Below are 15,691 nucleotides of genomic sequence, written 5' to 3'. Positions count from 1 at the left end.
CGGTATATGCGGGTTCCGAGTGCTGTCTGCAACATTTCGCCGGCAGACTGGGAGCGTAAGCCTCTAGCAGAGCCGATCGATTGAATGGACCCGAAAAAGCCCCGATCAACCGTGTCTCGTATCAAAACCGGCAGTTTCGAGCGTCGGCTCAGCCTGACCAAGGCCGGTCTTTTCGCGGGTACCCGCATGGCTACCCATATGGCGACGAACCTCTTCGCCAGCAAGGAGAACCGGCAGCAGCGTCATAAGGAGATGTTGTCGAAGCAGGCACAATACCTGGTTGATGAGCTGGGCCAGTTGAAGGGCAGTGTGGTCAAGATCGGTCAGGTGATGGCGCTTTATGGGGAGCATTTCCTGCCGGTTGAGGTGACAGAAGCCCTGCATACCCTCGAAGACCAGACGACCTCAATGGAATGGGACGTCATCCGCCGTGAAATCGAAAAGGAGCTGGGTGCCGATCGCCTGGTCGAGCTGGATATCGATCCCGAACCTATTGGCGCGGCATCGCTGGGGCAGGTGCATCTGGCGACCCGCAAGTCGGATGGCCTCAAACTCTGCCTGAAGGTTCAGTATCCGGGGGTTGCGGATGCGGTGGATTCCGACTTGGAAGCCGTTGCACAGTTGCTGAAAATGGCTCGCCTGGTGTCTTTCGGACCGGATTTCGACGAGTGGCTGGAAGAAGTCCGGGTCATGATGCACCGGGAAGTTGATTATCGAACGGAAGCGGAAACCACAGAGCGCTTTCGTCTCTTGCTGGAGCATGACGACCGTTTGGTCGTGCCCCGCGTCCTGTTCGAGTACTGCACGGATCATATCGTTGCGACCACCTATGAAACCGGCTTTGGCGTTACGGCCCCGGCGGTTCAGTCATTGCCCGTGGATCGGCGCACGGAGTTGGGGAAGGCGGCCCTGGAACTGTTCCTGCGTGAACTGTTCGTTTGGGGCGAAATGCAGACGGACCCGAACTTCGGCAACTATCGCATCCGTTTGGCGGAAGGCGATATGCCGGACCGTATTGTCCTGCTGGATTTCGGTGCGGTGCAGGCCTATTCCGACCAGTTCCTGCGGCCGGTAAAGGATATGATCAAGGCGTCATACGAGCAGGATCTGGACGCTGTTATCCGTGGCGGCATTGCGCTCCATTTCATGCGTCGGGAATGGCCGGAGCCTGTTCTCAAACGGTTCGGTGAGGTCTGTATGGCCGTGCTGGAACCCTTGGCCCGGAGTGACGTACCGAAACCGGACTTTGCACTTAATGAGGCGGGGCAGTATCGCTGGCGTCACAGTGAGTTGCCGACCCGTATCGCCCGGCAGGCCACCCGTTCTGCGATCAGCCGCTATTTTCGCATTCCGCCACGGGAATTCGTGTTCCTCAACCGTAAACTGGTCGGAGTCTACACCTTTATCTCCGTGTTGGGCGCGGAGTTCAACGGGGAGCCCATTCTGGAAAAGTTCCTCTACAAGTCGACCGACAGCCCGACGCTTGAGGATTGAAGTAAGGCAAGGGAAGGGAAGGGAAAGGCGCCATCACCGGGCTGGTCATGGCGCCTTGAGCGCGGGTCAGACGTCAAACGTCGTTTTCAGTTTCTTCTCGATCAATGTATTGCCGAGCTTGGCAACACACGGCAGGCCATTTTCGAATGGAGGGAAGTCTTCACCGGCGATCAGGGGCGAGAGGTATTCGCGGCAGTCCGCCGTAATACCGAAACCGTCGTCGCGGATGTAGTGGATCGGCATTTTCTTTTCCTGATTGGCCACTTGGCTCAGGGGCGCTTCGCCGATCGCCCAGCGGTAGGGTGAAGACTGTTCGCGGACGATGATCGGCATAACGGCATTCTTGCCGGCCAGGGCGAACTCAACCGCGGCCTTGCCGACGGCATAAGCCTGCTCGACGTCGGTGCGGGAGGCGATGTGACGGGCGGCGCGTTGCAGGTAGTCGGCCACGGCCCAGTGGTATTTGTAGCCCAGGGCCTGCTTCACCATGTTGGCGAGTGCCGGAGCCACTCCGCCGAGCTGGGTGTGACCGAAGGCGTCTTTGGAGCCGGCATCCGCCAGGAAACGCCCATCTTCGTATTGGGCGCCCTCTGAAGCGACGATGACGCAGTAACCGACACGGTTGACGCACTCTTCCACCCGCGCCAGGAACTTTTCGCGATGGAAGGGGACTTCCGGGAACAGGATGATGTGCGGTGGCTCGTCCAAACCCTGCCCGGCAAGACCCGCTGAAGCGGCTATCCAACCGGCGTGACGGCCCATGACTTCCATGATGAAAACCTTGGTCGAGGATTCGCACATGGAGCGGATATCGAGACTCGCTTCCAATGTCGAGGTAGCCACATACTTGGCAACGGAACCGAAGCCGGGACAGCAATCAGTGAACGGCAGGTCGTTGTCGACGGTTTTGGGCACGCCGATACAGGTGATGGGGTAGCCCATGCGTTCGCTGAGCTGGGAGACTTTGTAAGCGGTATCCTGGGAATCGCCACCGCCGTTGTAGAAGAAGTAACCGATATCGTGTGCACGGAACACTTCGATCAGGCGCTCGTATTCGCGGCGGTTTTCATCCAGGTTTTTCAGCTTGTAGCGACAGGAGCCAAAGGCGCCTGCTGGGGTGTAACGCAGTGCGGCGATGTTCTCGCGGCTTTCCAGGCTGGTGTCGATCAGTTCCTCGCGCAGGGCACCGATGATGCCGTTGCGTCCTGCATAGACCTTACCGATCTTGTCCGAGTGTTCCCGAGCGGTTTCGATAACGCCGCAGGCGCTGGCGTTGATCACGGCGGTGACTCCGCCGGACTGCGCATAAAATGCGTTTTTGAGGGACATGGCGACATTGCCTCCTGCCAGTTAATCAGTTGCGGCGAATCATACGTGAATCCCCTGGAAATTGCATGACAGGGCGACACCGGAATGTGCTAAACATCGGGACGGCATTGGTTTAACCGGTAATATTGCCTATTATCCGGGAACAGTCTGCGGCGTACGCTCGCCCTTCCATTCGCAACCTAGTCAGCAATCTATGCACATACATATTCTGGGAATCTGTGGCACCTTTATGGGTAGCCTGGCCGTCATTGCCCGCGAGATGGGGTACGAGGTCACCGGTTCCGACCAGCATGTCTATCCCCCAATGAGCACCCAGCTCGAAGCGCAAGGCATTCGTCTGTGTGAAGGGTACTCGCCCGACCACTTGAAACCTGCGCCCGACCTGGTGTTGATCGGCAATGCCCTGTCCCGGGGAAATCCGGCCGTCGAATATGTGCTCAACCAGGGGATCGATTATCTGTCCGGACCCGAATGGCTGGCCCGCGATGTACTTCGTCATCGCTGGGTGCTGGGTGTCGCCGGAACTCATGGCAAGACAACGACGACCTCCATGCTGCTCTGGGTTCTGGAGCAGGCCGGTTTGGCGCCGGGATATCTGGTCGGCGGCGTGCCGTTGGATTTTCCGGTTTCCGGGCGCCTGGGCAGTAGCGATTTCTTTGTGATTGAGGCGGATGAATACGACAGCGCCTTTTTCGATAAGCGTTCCAAATTCATCCACTACCGGCCGCGAACCCTGATCCTGAACAACCTGGAATACGATCACGCGGATATCTTCGACAACGTCGAAGCTATCGAGCGACAGTTCCATCATCTGGTGCGCACGGTGCCATCCGGTGGACTGATTGTCCGCCCTGCGCAGGATCAGCACCTGGATCGGGCACTGAACATGGGATGCTGGACGCCGGTGCAGCAAACTGCGATCGGTGGCGAGTCGGATTCGGCTGACTGGACGGCTGAATTGCTGGATGACGCCGGGAGCCATTTCATGGTCCTGCACCGTCGGCAACCGGTGGCTGCGGTGCAATGGACGCTCACCGGCAACCATAATGTTCGCAATGCGCTGGCCGCCATCGCTGCTGCTCGCCATGTGGGCGTGACGCCGGACCATGCTATTGCCGCGCTCTGTCGTTTTTCGGGTGTCAAACGACGGATGGAGTTGTTGGCGGATATTCACGGTATCCGGGTTTACGACGACTTTGCCCATCACCCCACGGCAATTCAGACCACGCTGGAAGGCTTGCGCCGCCAGGTTGGAAATGAACCCATCCTGGCCATCATCGAGCCTCGTTCGAACACCATGCGCCAGGGCGTTCACCGCGATCGCCTGCTGGCATCGGCAGAGCTGGCGGATACGGTGCTCTGGGGTAATCTGGAAAAGCTCGATTGGCTGCCTGACCTGGTCCATGCCGCCGGAGGCAAACATCGTTGTGCGGACACGGTGGACGCATTGATCGAGGCGGCTTGCGACGGCATCTCGTCACCCAGCCATGTGGTGGTGATGAGCAATGGCGGGTTCGGCGGTATTCATCCCCGCCTTATAAAGGCGCTGGAGGCCCGGGTATGACGGCGCGTCGTACCGTAGCCCTGGCCTTAACGGGGGCCTCCGGCGCGCAATATGGGCTGCGTTTGCTGCAATGTCTGTTAGCGGCAGATTGCCGTGTCTATTTTATGATCTCGAAGGCGGCCCAGTTGGTGGTTGCCACGGAGACCGAGTACAAACTGCCTAGTGCCACACGGGCGCTGCAGAATGTCTTGTGCGACCGCTTTGGGGTGGCAGCGGATCAGTTGCAGGTGTTTGGGCGGGAGGACTGGTTCGCTCCGCCGGCGTCTGGATCCGGTGAGCCAGTCCCGCTCGTGATTTGTCCCTGCAGCACCGGCACGTTATCCGCGTTGGCCACGGGAGCGAGTAATAACCTGATCGAGCGCGCTGGCGACGTTGCACTGAAAGAGCGCCGCCCTTTGATTCTGGTGCCTCGCGAGACACCGTATTCGGAGATCCACCTCGAAAACATGTTGCGCCTTACGCGCATGGGCGCCGTAGTGATGCCCGCCAGTCCCGGCTTTTATCACCAGCCGGCCTCGATACACGATTTGATCGATTTTGTGGTTGCCCGCATTCTCGACCACCTGACTATCCCGCAAACGCTGATGCCGCGCTGGGGAGAGTCTCCGCAGCCGGATTCTGAGGGATAGTCCCGCTAACCATGCAGCTAATGGAAGCCTTATGACTGATATCGACTGGAGCCGCACGCCGGCCGCTATATGGCGGCCGCACCGGCAGGCTTTACGTGCCGTGACTCATATCGATCCCATCCGTCTTGACCAGCTGTTGGGGATCGAGCGGCAAAAGGAAGCCCTGGTACGTAATACCGAGCGTTTTATCGCCGGGCAAACAGCGAACAACGTGCTGCTGTGGGGTGCGCGGGGAACCGGTAAGTCTTCCCTGATCAAGGGGCTGTTGAACGCCTATTTCGGTCAGGGGTTGCGCGTGATCGAAGTGGATCGGGACGACCTGATTTTCCTGTCGGAAATTGTCGACAGCATTCGCGATCGGCCGCAGCGTTTCGTGGTTTATTGCGATGACCTGTCCTTCGAAAAGGGTGAGGCGACCTACAAGGCGCTGAAAAGCGTGCTGGAAGGCTCGATCGAATTACCCCCGGATAACGTGGTGGTCTATGCGACATCCAACCGCAGGCACCTGATGCCAGAGTCCATGAAGGACAACGAGCAGGTGCAGATGATCGACAATGAGATCCATCCGGGGGAGGCCATCGAGGAGCAGGTTTCGCTGTCTGACCGTTTTGGTCTGTGGCTGTCTTTCTATCCCTTCAGGCAGGACGAGTACCTGTCGATGGTCGACGCCCTGTTTCCCGGTGTCGGGGATCGGGAAACGCTGCATGCCGACGCGCTGCGTTTCGCCCTTGGGCGCGGAGGGCGGAGCGGGCGCACGGCGCGGCAGTTCTTTAAGGCCTATTCGGGAGACTATCGCTAGTCGATGGCGGCTAGCGGCTTTTGATCGGCGCCACCAGGTGCAGTCGTTCATCGACGGACCAGGCCTGCCCGAACCCTTTGACGAAACTACCGCTCTCGGGCTGGAGTTCGATCAGGTGAAAGTCGGGCAAAGCGGTCAGCAAATCGACAGTGTCGCCAAAGACGTCGCGGAAACCGAGCAGAATGTCTTTGGCGTGCTCCGAATCCCTGGGCAGGTCCTTGGCCGTACAGCGTAATGTCAGCCGCCTGCGGGCAAAGAGATTGCGGCTGCGGTTTTCGTCTTCGATGAAAAGCAGTGAGGCTCGTGGCTGTGTCAGCAGATTGCGGGTGTGTGCCGCGAGTTCGCTGACAAAGATATAGAACAACCCCTGCCGCCGTAAGCAGGGGGCGTAGCTGGCTTCCGGCTCGCCCTGTGCATCCACGGTGGCCAACTGTACGGTATGACAGCCGTCCAGGTGGACATCGCACTCTTTTTGCAACCTGTCCCGGGTTTCGGAGTCCGCCGGTTTGTTCATGCTGTCGTCTTTCTTGGCCTCTTAAGGCGACCTAAGTCAGCGATGCGATGCTCATGCCGATCAACCAGACGGCGGAGCTCAGCAGCAGCAGATCAATGAAGCGCTTCGTGTGGATTGAGCGTGTTCTTATCATTTTCGCTTCCTGCACATCCTCATTCCGGACCGTCTACTGCCCCCTGTCTCAAACGATCCATTTCCCGAGTTTAGTGGCACTGGCGTCAAGATACAATCTGTTACATGGCGCCTGTGCGCCAACCATGACAATCGGGAACCTAATCGATTTGGTCATTGCTTTTGGTGATTTTCGCCATTGGCCCTATACCGGTCGGCGGGGGAGACTTTGGGCTTGTGTCAGACGGGGTGGGATATGCTGTCCACCCACCTACAGCATTCAGGAGCAAGCATGATTTCAAGACCCCTCTTCGATGGTGAGCTGGACGCTTTTCGCGATAACGTGAAACGTTTCCTGGAGCAGGAAGCGGCACCGCATCACGCCCGCTGGGAAAAAGAAGGCCAGGTCAGTCGCGAGCTTTGGCGGCATGCGGGGGAGCTTGGCTTCCTGTGTCCGACAATGCCGGAAGAGTATGGTGGCACCGGTGCCGATTTCCGCTACAGCACGGTGGTGATGGAAGAGATTTCGAGACAGGGTTTGAGCGGTATCGGTTTCTCACTGCACTCCGATATCGTCGCGCCTTATATTCTGCATTATGGAACCGAGGATCAGAAACACCGTTATCTGCCGAAGCTGATTTCCGGTGAAATGGTCGGTGCCATTGCGATGACCGAACCCGGCGCCGGTTCCGATCTGCAGGGTGTAAAGACCAGCGCGATCAAGCAGGGCGATCATTATGTGCTGAACGGTTCCAAGACCTTTATCACGAACGGCCAGTTGGCTGATCTGGTAATTGTCGTAGCCAAGACCGATCCCGGTGAGGGCGCCAAGGGAACCAGCCTGTTTCTGGTCGAAGCGTCTGCTCCGGGTTTCGAGAAAGGCCAGAATCTCGAAAAGGTGGGCATGAAAGCGCAGGATACGTCGGAACTGTTCTTCCAGGACGTCAAGCTGCCGCTGGACAGCCTGCTGGGCCCACGCGAAGGGCAGGGCTTTTTCCAGCTGATGCAGGAGTTGCCCCAGGAGCGTCTGCTGGTTGGTTTGACGGCGATGGCTGCCTGTGAGGCGGCTTTCGAGTGGACGTTGCAGTACGTCAAGGAACGGAAAGCCTTCGGGAAGCCGATACTGGCATTCCAGAATACCCGTTTCAAATTGGCGGAGCTGAAGGCGGACATTACTGCGGGCCGAACCTTTACCGATCGCTGCCTGGAAATGCATCTCGAGAAAAAACTCGATGTGCCGACCGCCGCCATGCTCAAACAGTGGACTACGGATCTCCAGTGCAAGGTGATGGACGAGTGCGTTCAGCTGCATGGTGGTTACGGTTATATGTGGGAATATCCCATTGCGCGGGCCTGGGCAGACTCCCGCGTGCAGCGGATCTATGCCGGAACCAATGAGATCATGAAGGAAATCGTGGCGCGCTCTCTCTAATAAGGGGCTCCGATCCGGCGCCGTTTAGCGCCTGCGGAAAGGGACACTTGTCATTAGGTGTCCCTTTTTTGCGTTATGTGTCCGAATTTAACAAATTGCTACTCCCATCAAGGTACGTCGCAGCAGGTTCGTCTAGAGTGGGCAGATCATTGTTCCAGCGAAAGGGTTGAGCTGCCCATGATCCGTCTTACTGCCCGCCTGTCTTCCGTTGCCCTCTGTCTCATCCTTGCCGGTTGCAACAGCGGTGGGTCGACGGTGTTCGGGACTGACAGCCGATCCTATAGCGATGGAGTGTCGAACTCGACGCCGGGTGAGTATTCCGGGCGGGTTATGGATGGCTATTTGCGTAATGCCAGGGTCTGGCTCGATTTGAATGGGAATGGCGTCTATGACAGCTCTCCCGTGACCATCACTTCCGGCAACGAAACGATTACGCTGCCAAACGGCGAACCCACCGTGATGACCGGCAGCGGCGGAGCCTTTACGCTGGATGTCAGCGGGCTGGAGCAGGACCCCAGGGTGGCGCCGAGTGTCGACCCTCGCAAGTATCACCTGATGGCGTTAGCGATTCCTGGGGTCACTGTGGATGAGAGCACTGGGGCGACGGTTTCCAAGGCTTACCTGATGACAGCCAAGCCCGGAGTGACCGTTGTCTCGCCGCTAACGACGGTTGAAGATGCTATTGATAGCTACTGTGTTTTCGGCACGAGTTGCGGCAGCGCGAATAGTACGGTGCAGTCATTTCTCGGGGTGCAGGTCAATCTGGAAGAAGATTACCTCAAGGCGAATAATGCGCGAAGTGCGGCATATGCACGGGCCGTTGCCTATTTCCTCCAAATGCAAACGCCAGCGGCGGTTAACGCCAGTCTCCAGGGAACAGATGGTATTTCCGCACAAGGCTTTTCGACCGCCGAAGTGCCGGTGATCAATAGAGCCCTGGTTTCCTATGCCGGTACAGTGTTGAAGGATGTCGATCAGGCGGCGTCAAGTGCCGGGGGCAACTATGCACTGGTGTCTCCAGAAAATCTCTCTCTGCCGGCGGTGTCGCTGGATTACAGTGATCCTATGGTCGTGACCCAGCAAAAGTTTTATGTCGCCAATGCAGATAGTGTACTGAAGGCAACAGCCAGCGATTCTGGAAGCCTCAAGAACTATCCGGCGGGAACCTTGACTTGGTATTACGACACGGCAGGGCGTCCAACCAAGGTTGAATCCGATGGTTATATGCAGCCGTCTCTTGTCGAACTGATGCGCATGGCCAGCGTTAAGGGGGTCTTTGGCAAACTGAACAGTCAGGTTCGGGACTGGTTTTTCACGGCGTTCAATCCCGGCCCCAGTATCGCTAATGATGGCATCATCGACGAGAGAATGGTCTTCGACTGGGACAAGAACAAGGCGATGTTCTACACCACATACAGCGGTCATGGGGCCACGGGGAGTGTACTTGGCAATACCGGGGACCAGCCTCAAGATACCTATCAATGGACTTATGATAGTCTTGGGCGGGTCAATAGTGTCTCAGACAACCGCTACTCCCTGGCTGTGAGCTACGTTGGAACCTCTGGCACCCTTGCTGGCTACAAGCTCACCGATAGCAGCGATGGCTCGACGAAAACCTGGCAGTTCCAGGCCGCAAGCAGTTGCTATGACGGCGCGACAATGGAGCGCCTTATGACCCGTCAGGTGCCGCTGAGTTTCTCCGTGGTGCCGAATAGTACCCCATTCCAGACCGATACCAGTCCCAGTTGGGATTATGATACGCGTAACGGTCGTGACCAGTTGCTGCGTGCGCCCTTCTTCGATCTTTCCATTTATACCCAGACGTGGCTGCAATGGAATTATCTCTACTATTCGACGCCGTTGGATGCCAATCAGCCAGATCTCATCAAGGAAGCGCTTCTGAGCGAGGTTACTGGCGACTCGGCCTGTAGCGCTACTGTGCCGTATGTCGATAGCCTGACCAGTTCCGCTGCGTATTTCATGGTTGTGGATTACAACTACGAATTGCTTTCCAAGTATGTGTTGGAGGAGTCGGTCTCTGGAGGCTGATTTCTCTGAAGGTGGTTTCCCCAGACCTTATAGCGGCGCCCGACGTTTCGATTTGCTCGGGTTTCGTGTTGATCCGTGTTCGTCGCATTGGCTACAGTGCTGGTCCAGAAGCGCTTTTAGCGCACGCTGCTGACTTGCATGGCCTTGTCCGCCTTTTTAACAGCTTTTAGACGTGCCGCGTACCGTTGAATCTATTGGGGGCGCTGGTATTTCGTTTGACTGGATTGTCGTCGACCGGTCGCTGGGATCTATGTGCCGAGGGCTATTCTGGGGTGCCGCTAGCGTCTTGTGGCAGGCGGGAGTGGTGTGGAAAGTGGAGGGCAATCCTGGGTGCTGCAACTGAGTGCTTTACAAAAAATCCAGACAAAATAAAACCGAAAGCGGATTTCTATCCGGTTTCGGTTATGGTGCCGAGGAGAGGACTTGAACCTCCACGTCCGTACGGACACTAACACCTGAAGCTAGCGCGTCTACCAATTCCGCCACCTCGGCACGGTGTTGCAAACAACTCCGATATTCTCAACTGCTTGATATCCGGGGTTGTTCTACGCCTTGAAGCTGTTTTTGAGGCAGCTCGTTAGCGTGTGGCGCGTACTTTAATGAGAGTTTTGGGAGCTGTCAAATACTTTTTTGAATTATGTTTGTCAGGCACATTCGGTGCAGGCGAAAGCCCGTGAAGTTGGTCACAGTACTGGGGCAGAGGCTATACTGGGCTGCGCCTGTCACGTTGTCCGCTTCGTGCGCAAGCGTCCCGAAGTAACACCGAACAAAATGGAGCAGGAACCGAATGGTTTCCAAGAAAAAACTCCGGGACCCGCATGCCGAACGCGAATCCCGGAAGTACGATAATCCTATCTATAGTCGTGAATTCCTGACCGATTTCCTTAAGAAGCGGGGCGCGCCCGCAACGCTGGAGACGTTGATCAGTGAGCTGGATGTCACTGCCGACGATGCCCGGGAAGCGTTGCGGCGCCGTTTGATCGCCATGTGCCGTGATGGTCAGTTGGTCTGCAATCGGCGTGGCGCCTATTTGCCGATTTCCGAAGCGGACCTGATACCAGGGCGAGTGCAGGGGCATCGAGACGGATTTGGCTTTGTTATTCCCGACGATGGTGGGGAAGACCTGTTTTTGAGCGCCCGGCAGATGCGTCAAGTCTTTCATGGCGATCGCGTGTTGGTGCGTGTTGACGGGGTGGATGACCGCGGCCGGCGTGAAGGCGTGATCGTTGAGGTTACCGAACACAACACCCATCAAGTGGTGGGGCGGCTTTTCCGCGAAGGCGGCGTCGCCTTTGTCGCGCCGGAGAATACCCGTCATTCCCAGGAAATCCTGGTTGCCGACGATGATTGTCTCGGGTCCTGGCACGGCCAGTATGTGACGGTCGAGATCGTGCGTCAGCCTACCTTGCGTACCAAGCCTACCGGGCGGGTGGTTGAGGTGTTGGGCGATCATATGGCGCCGGGAATGGAGATCGCTGTCGCTATCCGCTCCTACGACATTCCTCATATCTGGCCTCCTGCGGTGGATCGTCAGGCGGCTGAAATTTCGGACGTCGTTGGAGAATCCGACAAGAACGGTCGGGTGGATCTACGGGATTTGCCGCTGGTGACTATCGACGGTGAGGATGCGCGCGACTTCGACGATGCGGTTTATTGCGAGGCGCGGCCTCGCGGTGGCTGGCGGTTGGTTGTGGCCATTGCCGATGTTGCCCATTATGTGCGGCCAGGCACGCCGCTGGACGAGGAAGCCGTAAATCGGGGCAACTCGGTCTACTTCCCGGACCATGTGGTGCCGATGCTGCCCGAGAAATTGTCCAATGGCCTCTGTTCGTTGAACCCGGAGGTCGACCGGCTCTGTATGGTCTGCGATATGACGATCAGCAGCCAGGGGCGGATTAGCGGCTACAGCTTCTATGAAGGGGTCATGCATTCCCATGCGCGACTGACTTATAACAAGGTCAGTCAGATGCTCGAGCATCCTGACTCGGATGTCGGGCGAGAGCTGCGCGAGCAGTATTCGGGAGTGGTGCCGCGGCTGGAGGCGCTATACGGCCTTTATAAGACGCTGCGGGATGCGCGGCAGGAACGGGGTGCAATCGATTTTGAAACCACCGAAACCCGCATCATTTTTACCACAGGACGCAAAATCGACGAAGTGGTGCCGATTCAGCGCAATGATGCGCACAAGTTGATCGAGGAGTGCATGTTGTGCGCCAACGTCGCGACGGCACGCTTCCTTAAGCACCATAAGTTGCCGGCTCTCTACCGTGTCCATGAGGGGCCCTCCAAGGAGAAATTGGCCGGGTTGCGGCAGTTCCTGGCTGAGCTGGGTTTGCAGTTGCCGGGTGGCGACGAGCCGGAGCCGATGGATTACCAGTCGCTTCTGTCCTCGATCAAGGAGCGCCCCGACGCCCACGTGATTCAGACGGTCATGCTGCGCTCTTTGAGCCAGGCGGTATACAGTCCCGAGGAAAAGGGGCATTTCGGGCTGGGATATGCCAGTTATGCGCATTTCACCTCCCCGATACGGCGCTATCCGGACCTGACGGTCCACCGTGCGATCAAGTCGGTGATTCATGCCGGTGGCGATACGGATAAAACCGTGCGTCGGCCTAAGAAGCGCTCGGCGGAGTTGGCCCGTTATCCCTATGATTTTGCGCGAATGGTGCAGCTCGGCGAGCAGTGCTCGATGACAGAGCGACGGGCTGACGATGCCACTCGCGACGTTATGGCGTGGCTCAAGTGCGAGTTTCTGCAGCAGCATGTGGGCGAAAGCTATGCCGGGGTTATTTCGGCAGTGACGGCTTTCGGCTTTTTTGTCGAGCTGCAGGGGGTTTACACGGAAGGTTTGGTGCATATCTCTTCCTTGCAGGGTGATTACTATCACTTCGACAAGGTCAAGCATCGCCTGGTCGGAGAGCGAAGTGGTACCAGCTTCCGGCTGGGTGAAGAGGTGTCTGTCCGTGTAATGCGCGTCGACCTGGAAGATCGCAAGATCGATCTCGAGTTGCTGGGAGCTCCCAAGCGGCGGCGAGATCGCGATGGTGGTCGGAAATCGGGCTCTTCGGCCGCAAAGCGGCTGGCTGAGCTGGCGCCGCGGGGCGATAAAGGCGGGAAGGGCGCAAAGCGTCCTGCAAAGGCGGCTGGCGCCGGTAAGCCTCGAAAGCGTAAGAACAAAACGGGCTCAAAGGCTCCGACAGGGGGTGCTGCGCCTGCTGGGAATGAGTCTGCGAAATCGGGTAAGGCGCGCGGTAAGCGACGTTAATTGTCACGGTTTGCCGCGCCTTATGGGTGGCTTTTGACTGCAAGGACTTTTGTCAGTGTCTGTTGAGACGGTATTTGGTTGGCACGCGGTAAGCGCCGTGCTCGGGCGGTCCCCCGAGCGTATTCGTCAGGTTTGGCTGCAGGCGGGGAGGGACGATGCCCGAATGCAGCAGTTGGTGGCGGAACTGGATCGTCACGATATCGCCTGTCACTGGGTGTCCCGGCGGGACCTCGATGAGCGAGTGGAGGGAGCTCATCAGGGGGTGGTTGCAGAGGTTGAGCCGCTCAGGGAATGGCATGAGGGCGATTTGACCGACTGGCTGCAGCGTGGCGATGTGACGCCCTTCCTGTTGATTCTCGATGGCGTGACGGATCCGCATAACCTGGGTGCTTGTCTGAGAACGGCTGATGCGGCCGGTGTGCATGCGGTGATTGTGCCCAAGGATAAGTCCGCTCCGCTCAATCCGGCGGCGAGGAAGGTTGCCTGTGGCGCGGCGGAAACCGTGCCCCTGGTCCGGGTGACGAATCTGGCGAGGTGTCTGCGTGAGTTAAAGGATGCCGGCGTGTGGTTGATCGGTACCGCCGGGGAAGTTGAGGCAACCCTTTACGATCTTGACCTGAAGGGGCCGTTGGCGCTGGTCATGGGGGCTGAAGGCAAGGGCATGCGTCGTCTGACTCGTGAGCATTGCGATCATCTGGCGCAGATCCCGATGCAGGGGACCGTCGACAGCCTGAATGTCTCCGTTGCGACCGGTGTTTGTCTCTACGAAGCAGTGCGCCAGCGCCGCCCGTCGGCGTGAGTGGCGAAAGCTCGCCTTGCATCCCCGCCCGCGCAGGCATAAAATGCGCCTTCCCTTTTTCAGGGGAAGGGTTTTTTATTGTTTAAACTCCTTGCTTTCAGCGGCTGGCAAGTCGTTGGAAGCTGTTAATCCGTAGGGAGAAATCATGCGTCACTACGAAATCGTACTAATGGTCCATCCGGACCAGAGCGAGCAGGTTCCTGCGATGGTCGAGCGTTACACCAAGACCATCAGCGAGACCGGTGGTCAGGTTCACCGCCTGGAAGATTGGGGCCGTCGTCACCTGGCTTACCCGATCAACAAGATTCACAAAGCCCATTACGTGCTGATGAACGTTGAATGTTCCCAGCCCGTTCTGGACGAGCTGACTCACAACTTCCGCTTCAATGACGCCATCATCCGCGACATGGTTATCCGTCGTCCGGGTGCTGACACGGCACCGTCCCCGATGAAGGCATCCGAAGGTCGCGAAGATCGTCGCCCCTCTTCCGAAGAGCGTGGCCGTCGTGACGACGATCGTCGTCGTGGTGCGCAGGACGAAGAAGAGTAAATTCAGATTCGGAAGTTGAGGAGTTAAATCATGGCTCGTTTTTTTAGACGTCGTAAGTTCTGCCGTTTCACTGCAGAGGGTGTCAAGGAGATCGATTACAAGGATCTGGACACTCTGAAAGGCTACATCACGGAAACCGGTAAAATCGTCCCCAGCCGTATTACTGGGACCAAGGCACGCTACCAGCGTCAGCTGTCTGCTGCGATCAAGCGTGCACGTTTCCTGGCGCTGTTGCCTTATACGGATAACCATCACGAATAAGCGGTAACGGGACTCTCAGCCAATGCGTGCGCTCGCGCGGTTCATCATGCGCGGCCCAATCCAGGCGGCGGGAGTTGCTGTAGTGGCGGCCAGCTTGCCCCTGATGTCATGGGTGAGCGCTGCCGCAGTGAGCTTGGTGCTGTTGCGCGTCGGGCTCACGCAGGGTCTGAGTGCGGGCCTCTGGGCGTTGTTACCGGCACTTGGCTGGCTTTGGCTGGGTGACGGGCCCTCGACACTGGTCGTGATTATCGATGCCATGATTATGGCGACGGTTCTACGTCTGAGTGTGTCCTGGGAGAAGACGCTGCTGGTAGGTGTTGTGCTCGGCATGATCAGTGGTCTGGTGATTCCGGCGTTGATGCCGGGATTGATGACCAGTTTGGTGGAAGCGGGAGCCCGTTTCTATCAGCACCTTGAGCCGGAAGTGGCAAAGCAGTTGGGTGACCAGCTGCAGCCGACGGTGAGAAGCATGCTGGCGGCCAGCATGGGTGCTTCTTATCTCGTCATTGCCATTGCTTCATTGGCTCTGGCCCGCATCTGGCAGGCCCAGTTGTATAACCCGGGAGGTTTCCGGAGCGAGTTTCACGGTTTCCGTTTGAAGGGGCCGGTTGCCGTCGGGATTTTAGTGGCGATGTTTGCCCTGCCCGCACTGGGAATGAACTCGGTTCTGGTGGTGATGGTGCTGAGTATTCCTCTGCTCCTTGCCGGTATCGCCCTGGTGCATGGACTGGTGTCGCGCAAGAAGCTGGGGGTGCAGTGGCTGGTTCTGTTTTATGTCGCGCTGGTGCTGCTGGGTCCAAGTTTACTGCTGCTGTTGGTGGTTTTGGCGGTTATCGATAGTTGGCTGGATATCAGGTCTCGGGTGAAGCCCGCCTGAACGAGGCCAGTACAACGT

At 57.7% G+C, this 15,691-nt stretch carries 13 protein-coding genes and 1 tRNA gene; 11 read left to right on the top strand and 3 right to left on the bottom strand.

Features of this window, described 5'->3' with window-relative positions; translation table 11 throughout:
* The first annotated feature begins 84 nt into the window (after positions 1-84).
* Entirely contained in the window at positions 85-1,494 is a 1,410-nt protein-coding gene (locus tag CLR77_RS12040) for an ABC1 kinase family protein (RefSeq protein ID WP_097460884.1), read from the top strand.
* 66 nt (positions 1,495-1,560) lie between these two features.
* On the opposite strand, the gene CLR77_RS12035 is transcribed toward CLR77_RS12040, so the two are convergent.
* Positions 1,561-2,823, bottom strand: coding sequence for a 6-phosphofructokinase (locus tag CLR77_RS12035; protein ID WP_097460883.1), 1,263 nt, complete (start codon positions 2,821-2,823; stop codon positions 1,561-1,563).
* A gap of 193 nt (positions 2,824-3,016) precedes the next feature.
* On the opposite strand from CLR77_RS12035, the gene mpl reads away from it, so the two are divergent.
* The 3 genes from mpl to CLR77_RS12020 are packed head-to-tail and all read left to right on the top strand — an operon-like array spanning position 3,017 to position 5,815.
* On the top strand, positions 3,017-4,387 hold the full coding sequence (gene mpl / locus CLR77_RS12030; RefSeq protein ID WP_097460882.1) for a UDP-N-acetylmuramate:L-alanyl-gamma-D-glutamyl-meso-diaminopimelate ligase: 1,371 nt from the start codon (positions 3,017-3,019) through the stop codon (positions 4,385-4,387).
* Entirely contained in the window at positions 4,384-5,016 is a 633-nt protein-coding gene (locus CLR77_RS12025; RefSeq protein WP_097460881.1) for a flavin prenyltransferase UbiX, read from the top strand. The genes mpl and CLR77_RS12025 overlap by 4 nt, the downstream gene beginning before the upstream one ends.
* A gap of 31 nt (positions 5,017-5,047) precedes the next feature.
* The gene (locus CLR77_RS12020) at positions 5,048-5,815 is read left to right on the top strand and encodes an ATP-binding protein (protein ID WP_097460880.1); all 768 of its coding nucleotides are present in this window, start codon (positions 5,048-5,050) and stop codon (positions 5,813-5,815) included.
* Between the two features lie 10 nt (positions 5,816-5,825).
* Here CLR77_RS12020 and CLR77_RS12015 read toward each other — a convergent pair whose 3' ends face one another.
* Entirely contained in the window at positions 5,826-6,329 is a 504-nt protein-coding gene (locus CLR77_RS12015) for a HugZ family pyridoxamine 5'-phosphate oxidase (protein ID WP_097460879.1), read from the bottom strand.
* A gap of 403 nt (positions 6,330-6,732) precedes the next feature.
* Between CLR77_RS12015 and CLR77_RS12010 the strand changes: the two genes are divergently transcribed.
* Together CLR77_RS12010 and CLR77_RS12005 are read left to right on the top strand one after the other, a co-directional pair.
* A complete protein-coding gene (locus CLR77_RS12010; RefSeq protein WP_097460878.1) occupies positions 6,733-7,872 on the top strand; it encodes an acyl-CoA dehydrogenase family protein in 1,140 nt (379 codons plus the stop codon).
* A 177-nt stretch (positions 7,873-8,049) separates the two neighbouring features.
* Positions 8,050-9,921 (top strand): hypothetical protein, encoded by a 1,872-nt coding sequence (locus CLR77_RS12005; protein ID WP_143269411.1) that lies wholly within the window; start codon positions 8,050-8,052, stop codon positions 9,919-9,921.
* A gap of 405 nt (positions 9,922-10,326) precedes the next feature.
* On the opposite strand, the gene CLR77_RS12000 is transcribed toward CLR77_RS12005, so the two are convergent.
* Positions 10,327-10,413: transfer RNA gene (locus CLR77_RS12000), tRNA-Leu, on the bottom strand.
* 295 nt (positions 10,414-10,708) lie between these two features.
* Here CLR77_RS12000 and rnr point away from each other — a divergent pair.
* The 5 genes from rnr (at position 10,709) to CLR77_RS11975 (ending at position 15,673) form a co-directional block, all read left to right on the top strand.
* Entirely contained in the window at positions 10,709-13,186 is a 2,478-nt protein-coding gene (gene rnr, locus CLR77_RS11995) for a ribonuclease R (RefSeq protein ID WP_097460876.1), read from the top strand.
* A 55-nt stretch (positions 13,187-13,241) separates the two neighbouring features.
* Entirely contained in the window at positions 13,242-13,985 is a 744-nt protein-coding gene (gene rlmB / locus CLR77_RS11990) for a 23S rRNA (guanosine(2251)-2'-O)-methyltransferase RlmB (RefSeq protein ID WP_097460875.1), read from the top strand.
* Between the two features lie 145 nt (positions 13,986-14,130).
* The gene (gene rpsF / locus CLR77_RS11985) at positions 14,131-14,535 is read left to right on the top strand and encodes a 30S ribosomal protein S6 (protein WP_097460874.1); all 405 of its coding nucleotides are present in this window, start codon (positions 14,131-14,133) and stop codon (positions 14,533-14,535) included.
* 30 nt (positions 14,536-14,565) lie between these two features.
* Positions 14,566-14,796: a 30S ribosomal protein S18 gene (rpsR, locus tag CLR77_RS11980; RefSeq protein ID WP_097460873.1), complete on the top strand. Its 231-nt coding sequence runs from the start codon at positions 14,566-14,568 to the stop codon at positions 14,794-14,796.
* A gap of 22 nt (positions 14,797-14,818) precedes the next feature.
* Entirely contained in the window at positions 14,819-15,673 is an 855-nt protein-coding gene (locus tag CLR77_RS11975; protein WP_097460872.1) for a hypothetical protein, read from the top strand.
* Positions 15,674-15,691: the final 18 nt, after the last annotated feature.

The organism is Mangrovitalea sediminis, from assembly GCF_002514725.1.
GTDB lineage: Bacteria > Pseudomonadota > Gammaproteobacteria > Pseudomonadales > Oleiphilaceae > Mangrovitalea > Mangrovitalea sediminis.
This window is presented reverse-complemented; position numbering and strand designations above follow the sequence as displayed.

What these genes read in the sequence shown, in the direction of transcription:
- CLR77_RS12040 (WP_097460884.1), top strand. Translation starts at nt 85, where the DNA reads ATGGACCCGAAAAAGCCCCGATCAACCGTGTCTCGTATCAAAACCGGC.
- CLR77_RS12035 (WP_097460883.1), bottom strand. Translation starts at nt 2,823, where the DNA reads ATGTCCCTCAAAAACGCATTTTATGCGCAGTCCGGCGGAGTCACCGCC.
- mpl (WP_097460882.1), top strand. Translation starts at nt 3,017, where the DNA reads ATGCACATACATATTCTGGGAATCTGTGGCACCTTTATGGGTAGCCTG.
- CLR77_RS12025 (WP_097460881.1), top strand. Translation starts at nt 4,384, where the DNA reads ATGACGGCGCGTCGTACCGTAGCCCTGGCCTTAACGGGGGCCTCCGGC.
- CLR77_RS12020 (WP_097460880.1), top strand. Translation starts at nt 5,048, where the DNA reads ATGACTGATATCGACTGGAGCCGCACGCCGGCCGCTATATGGCGGCCG.
- CLR77_RS12015 (WP_097460879.1), bottom strand. Translation starts at nt 6,329, where the DNA reads ATGAACAAACCGGCGGACTCCGAAACCCGGGACAGGTTGCAAAAAGAG.
- CLR77_RS12010 (WP_097460878.1), top strand. Translation starts at nt 6,733, where the DNA reads ATGATTTCAAGACCCCTCTTCGATGGTGAGCTGGACGCTTTTCGCGAT.
- CLR77_RS12005 (WP_143269411.1), top strand. Translation starts at nt 8,050, where the DNA reads ATGATCCGTCTTACTGCCCGCCTGTCTTCCGTTGCCCTCTGTCTCATC.
- rnr (WP_097460876.1), top strand. Translation starts at nt 10,709, where the DNA reads ATGGTTTCCAAGAAAAAACTCCGGGACCCGCATGCCGAACGCGAATCC.
- rpsF (WP_097460874.1), top strand. Translation starts at nt 14,131, where the DNA reads ATGCGTCACTACGAAATCGTACTAATGGTCCATCCGGACCAGAGCGAG.
- rpsR (WP_097460873.1), top strand. Translation starts at nt 14,566, where the DNA reads ATGGCTCGTTTTTTTAGACGTCGTAAGTTCTGCCGTTTCACTGCAGAG.
- CLR77_RS11975 (WP_097460872.1), top strand. Translation starts at nt 14,819, where the DNA reads ATGCGTGCGCTCGCGCGGTTCATCATGCGCGGCCCAATCCAGGCGGCG.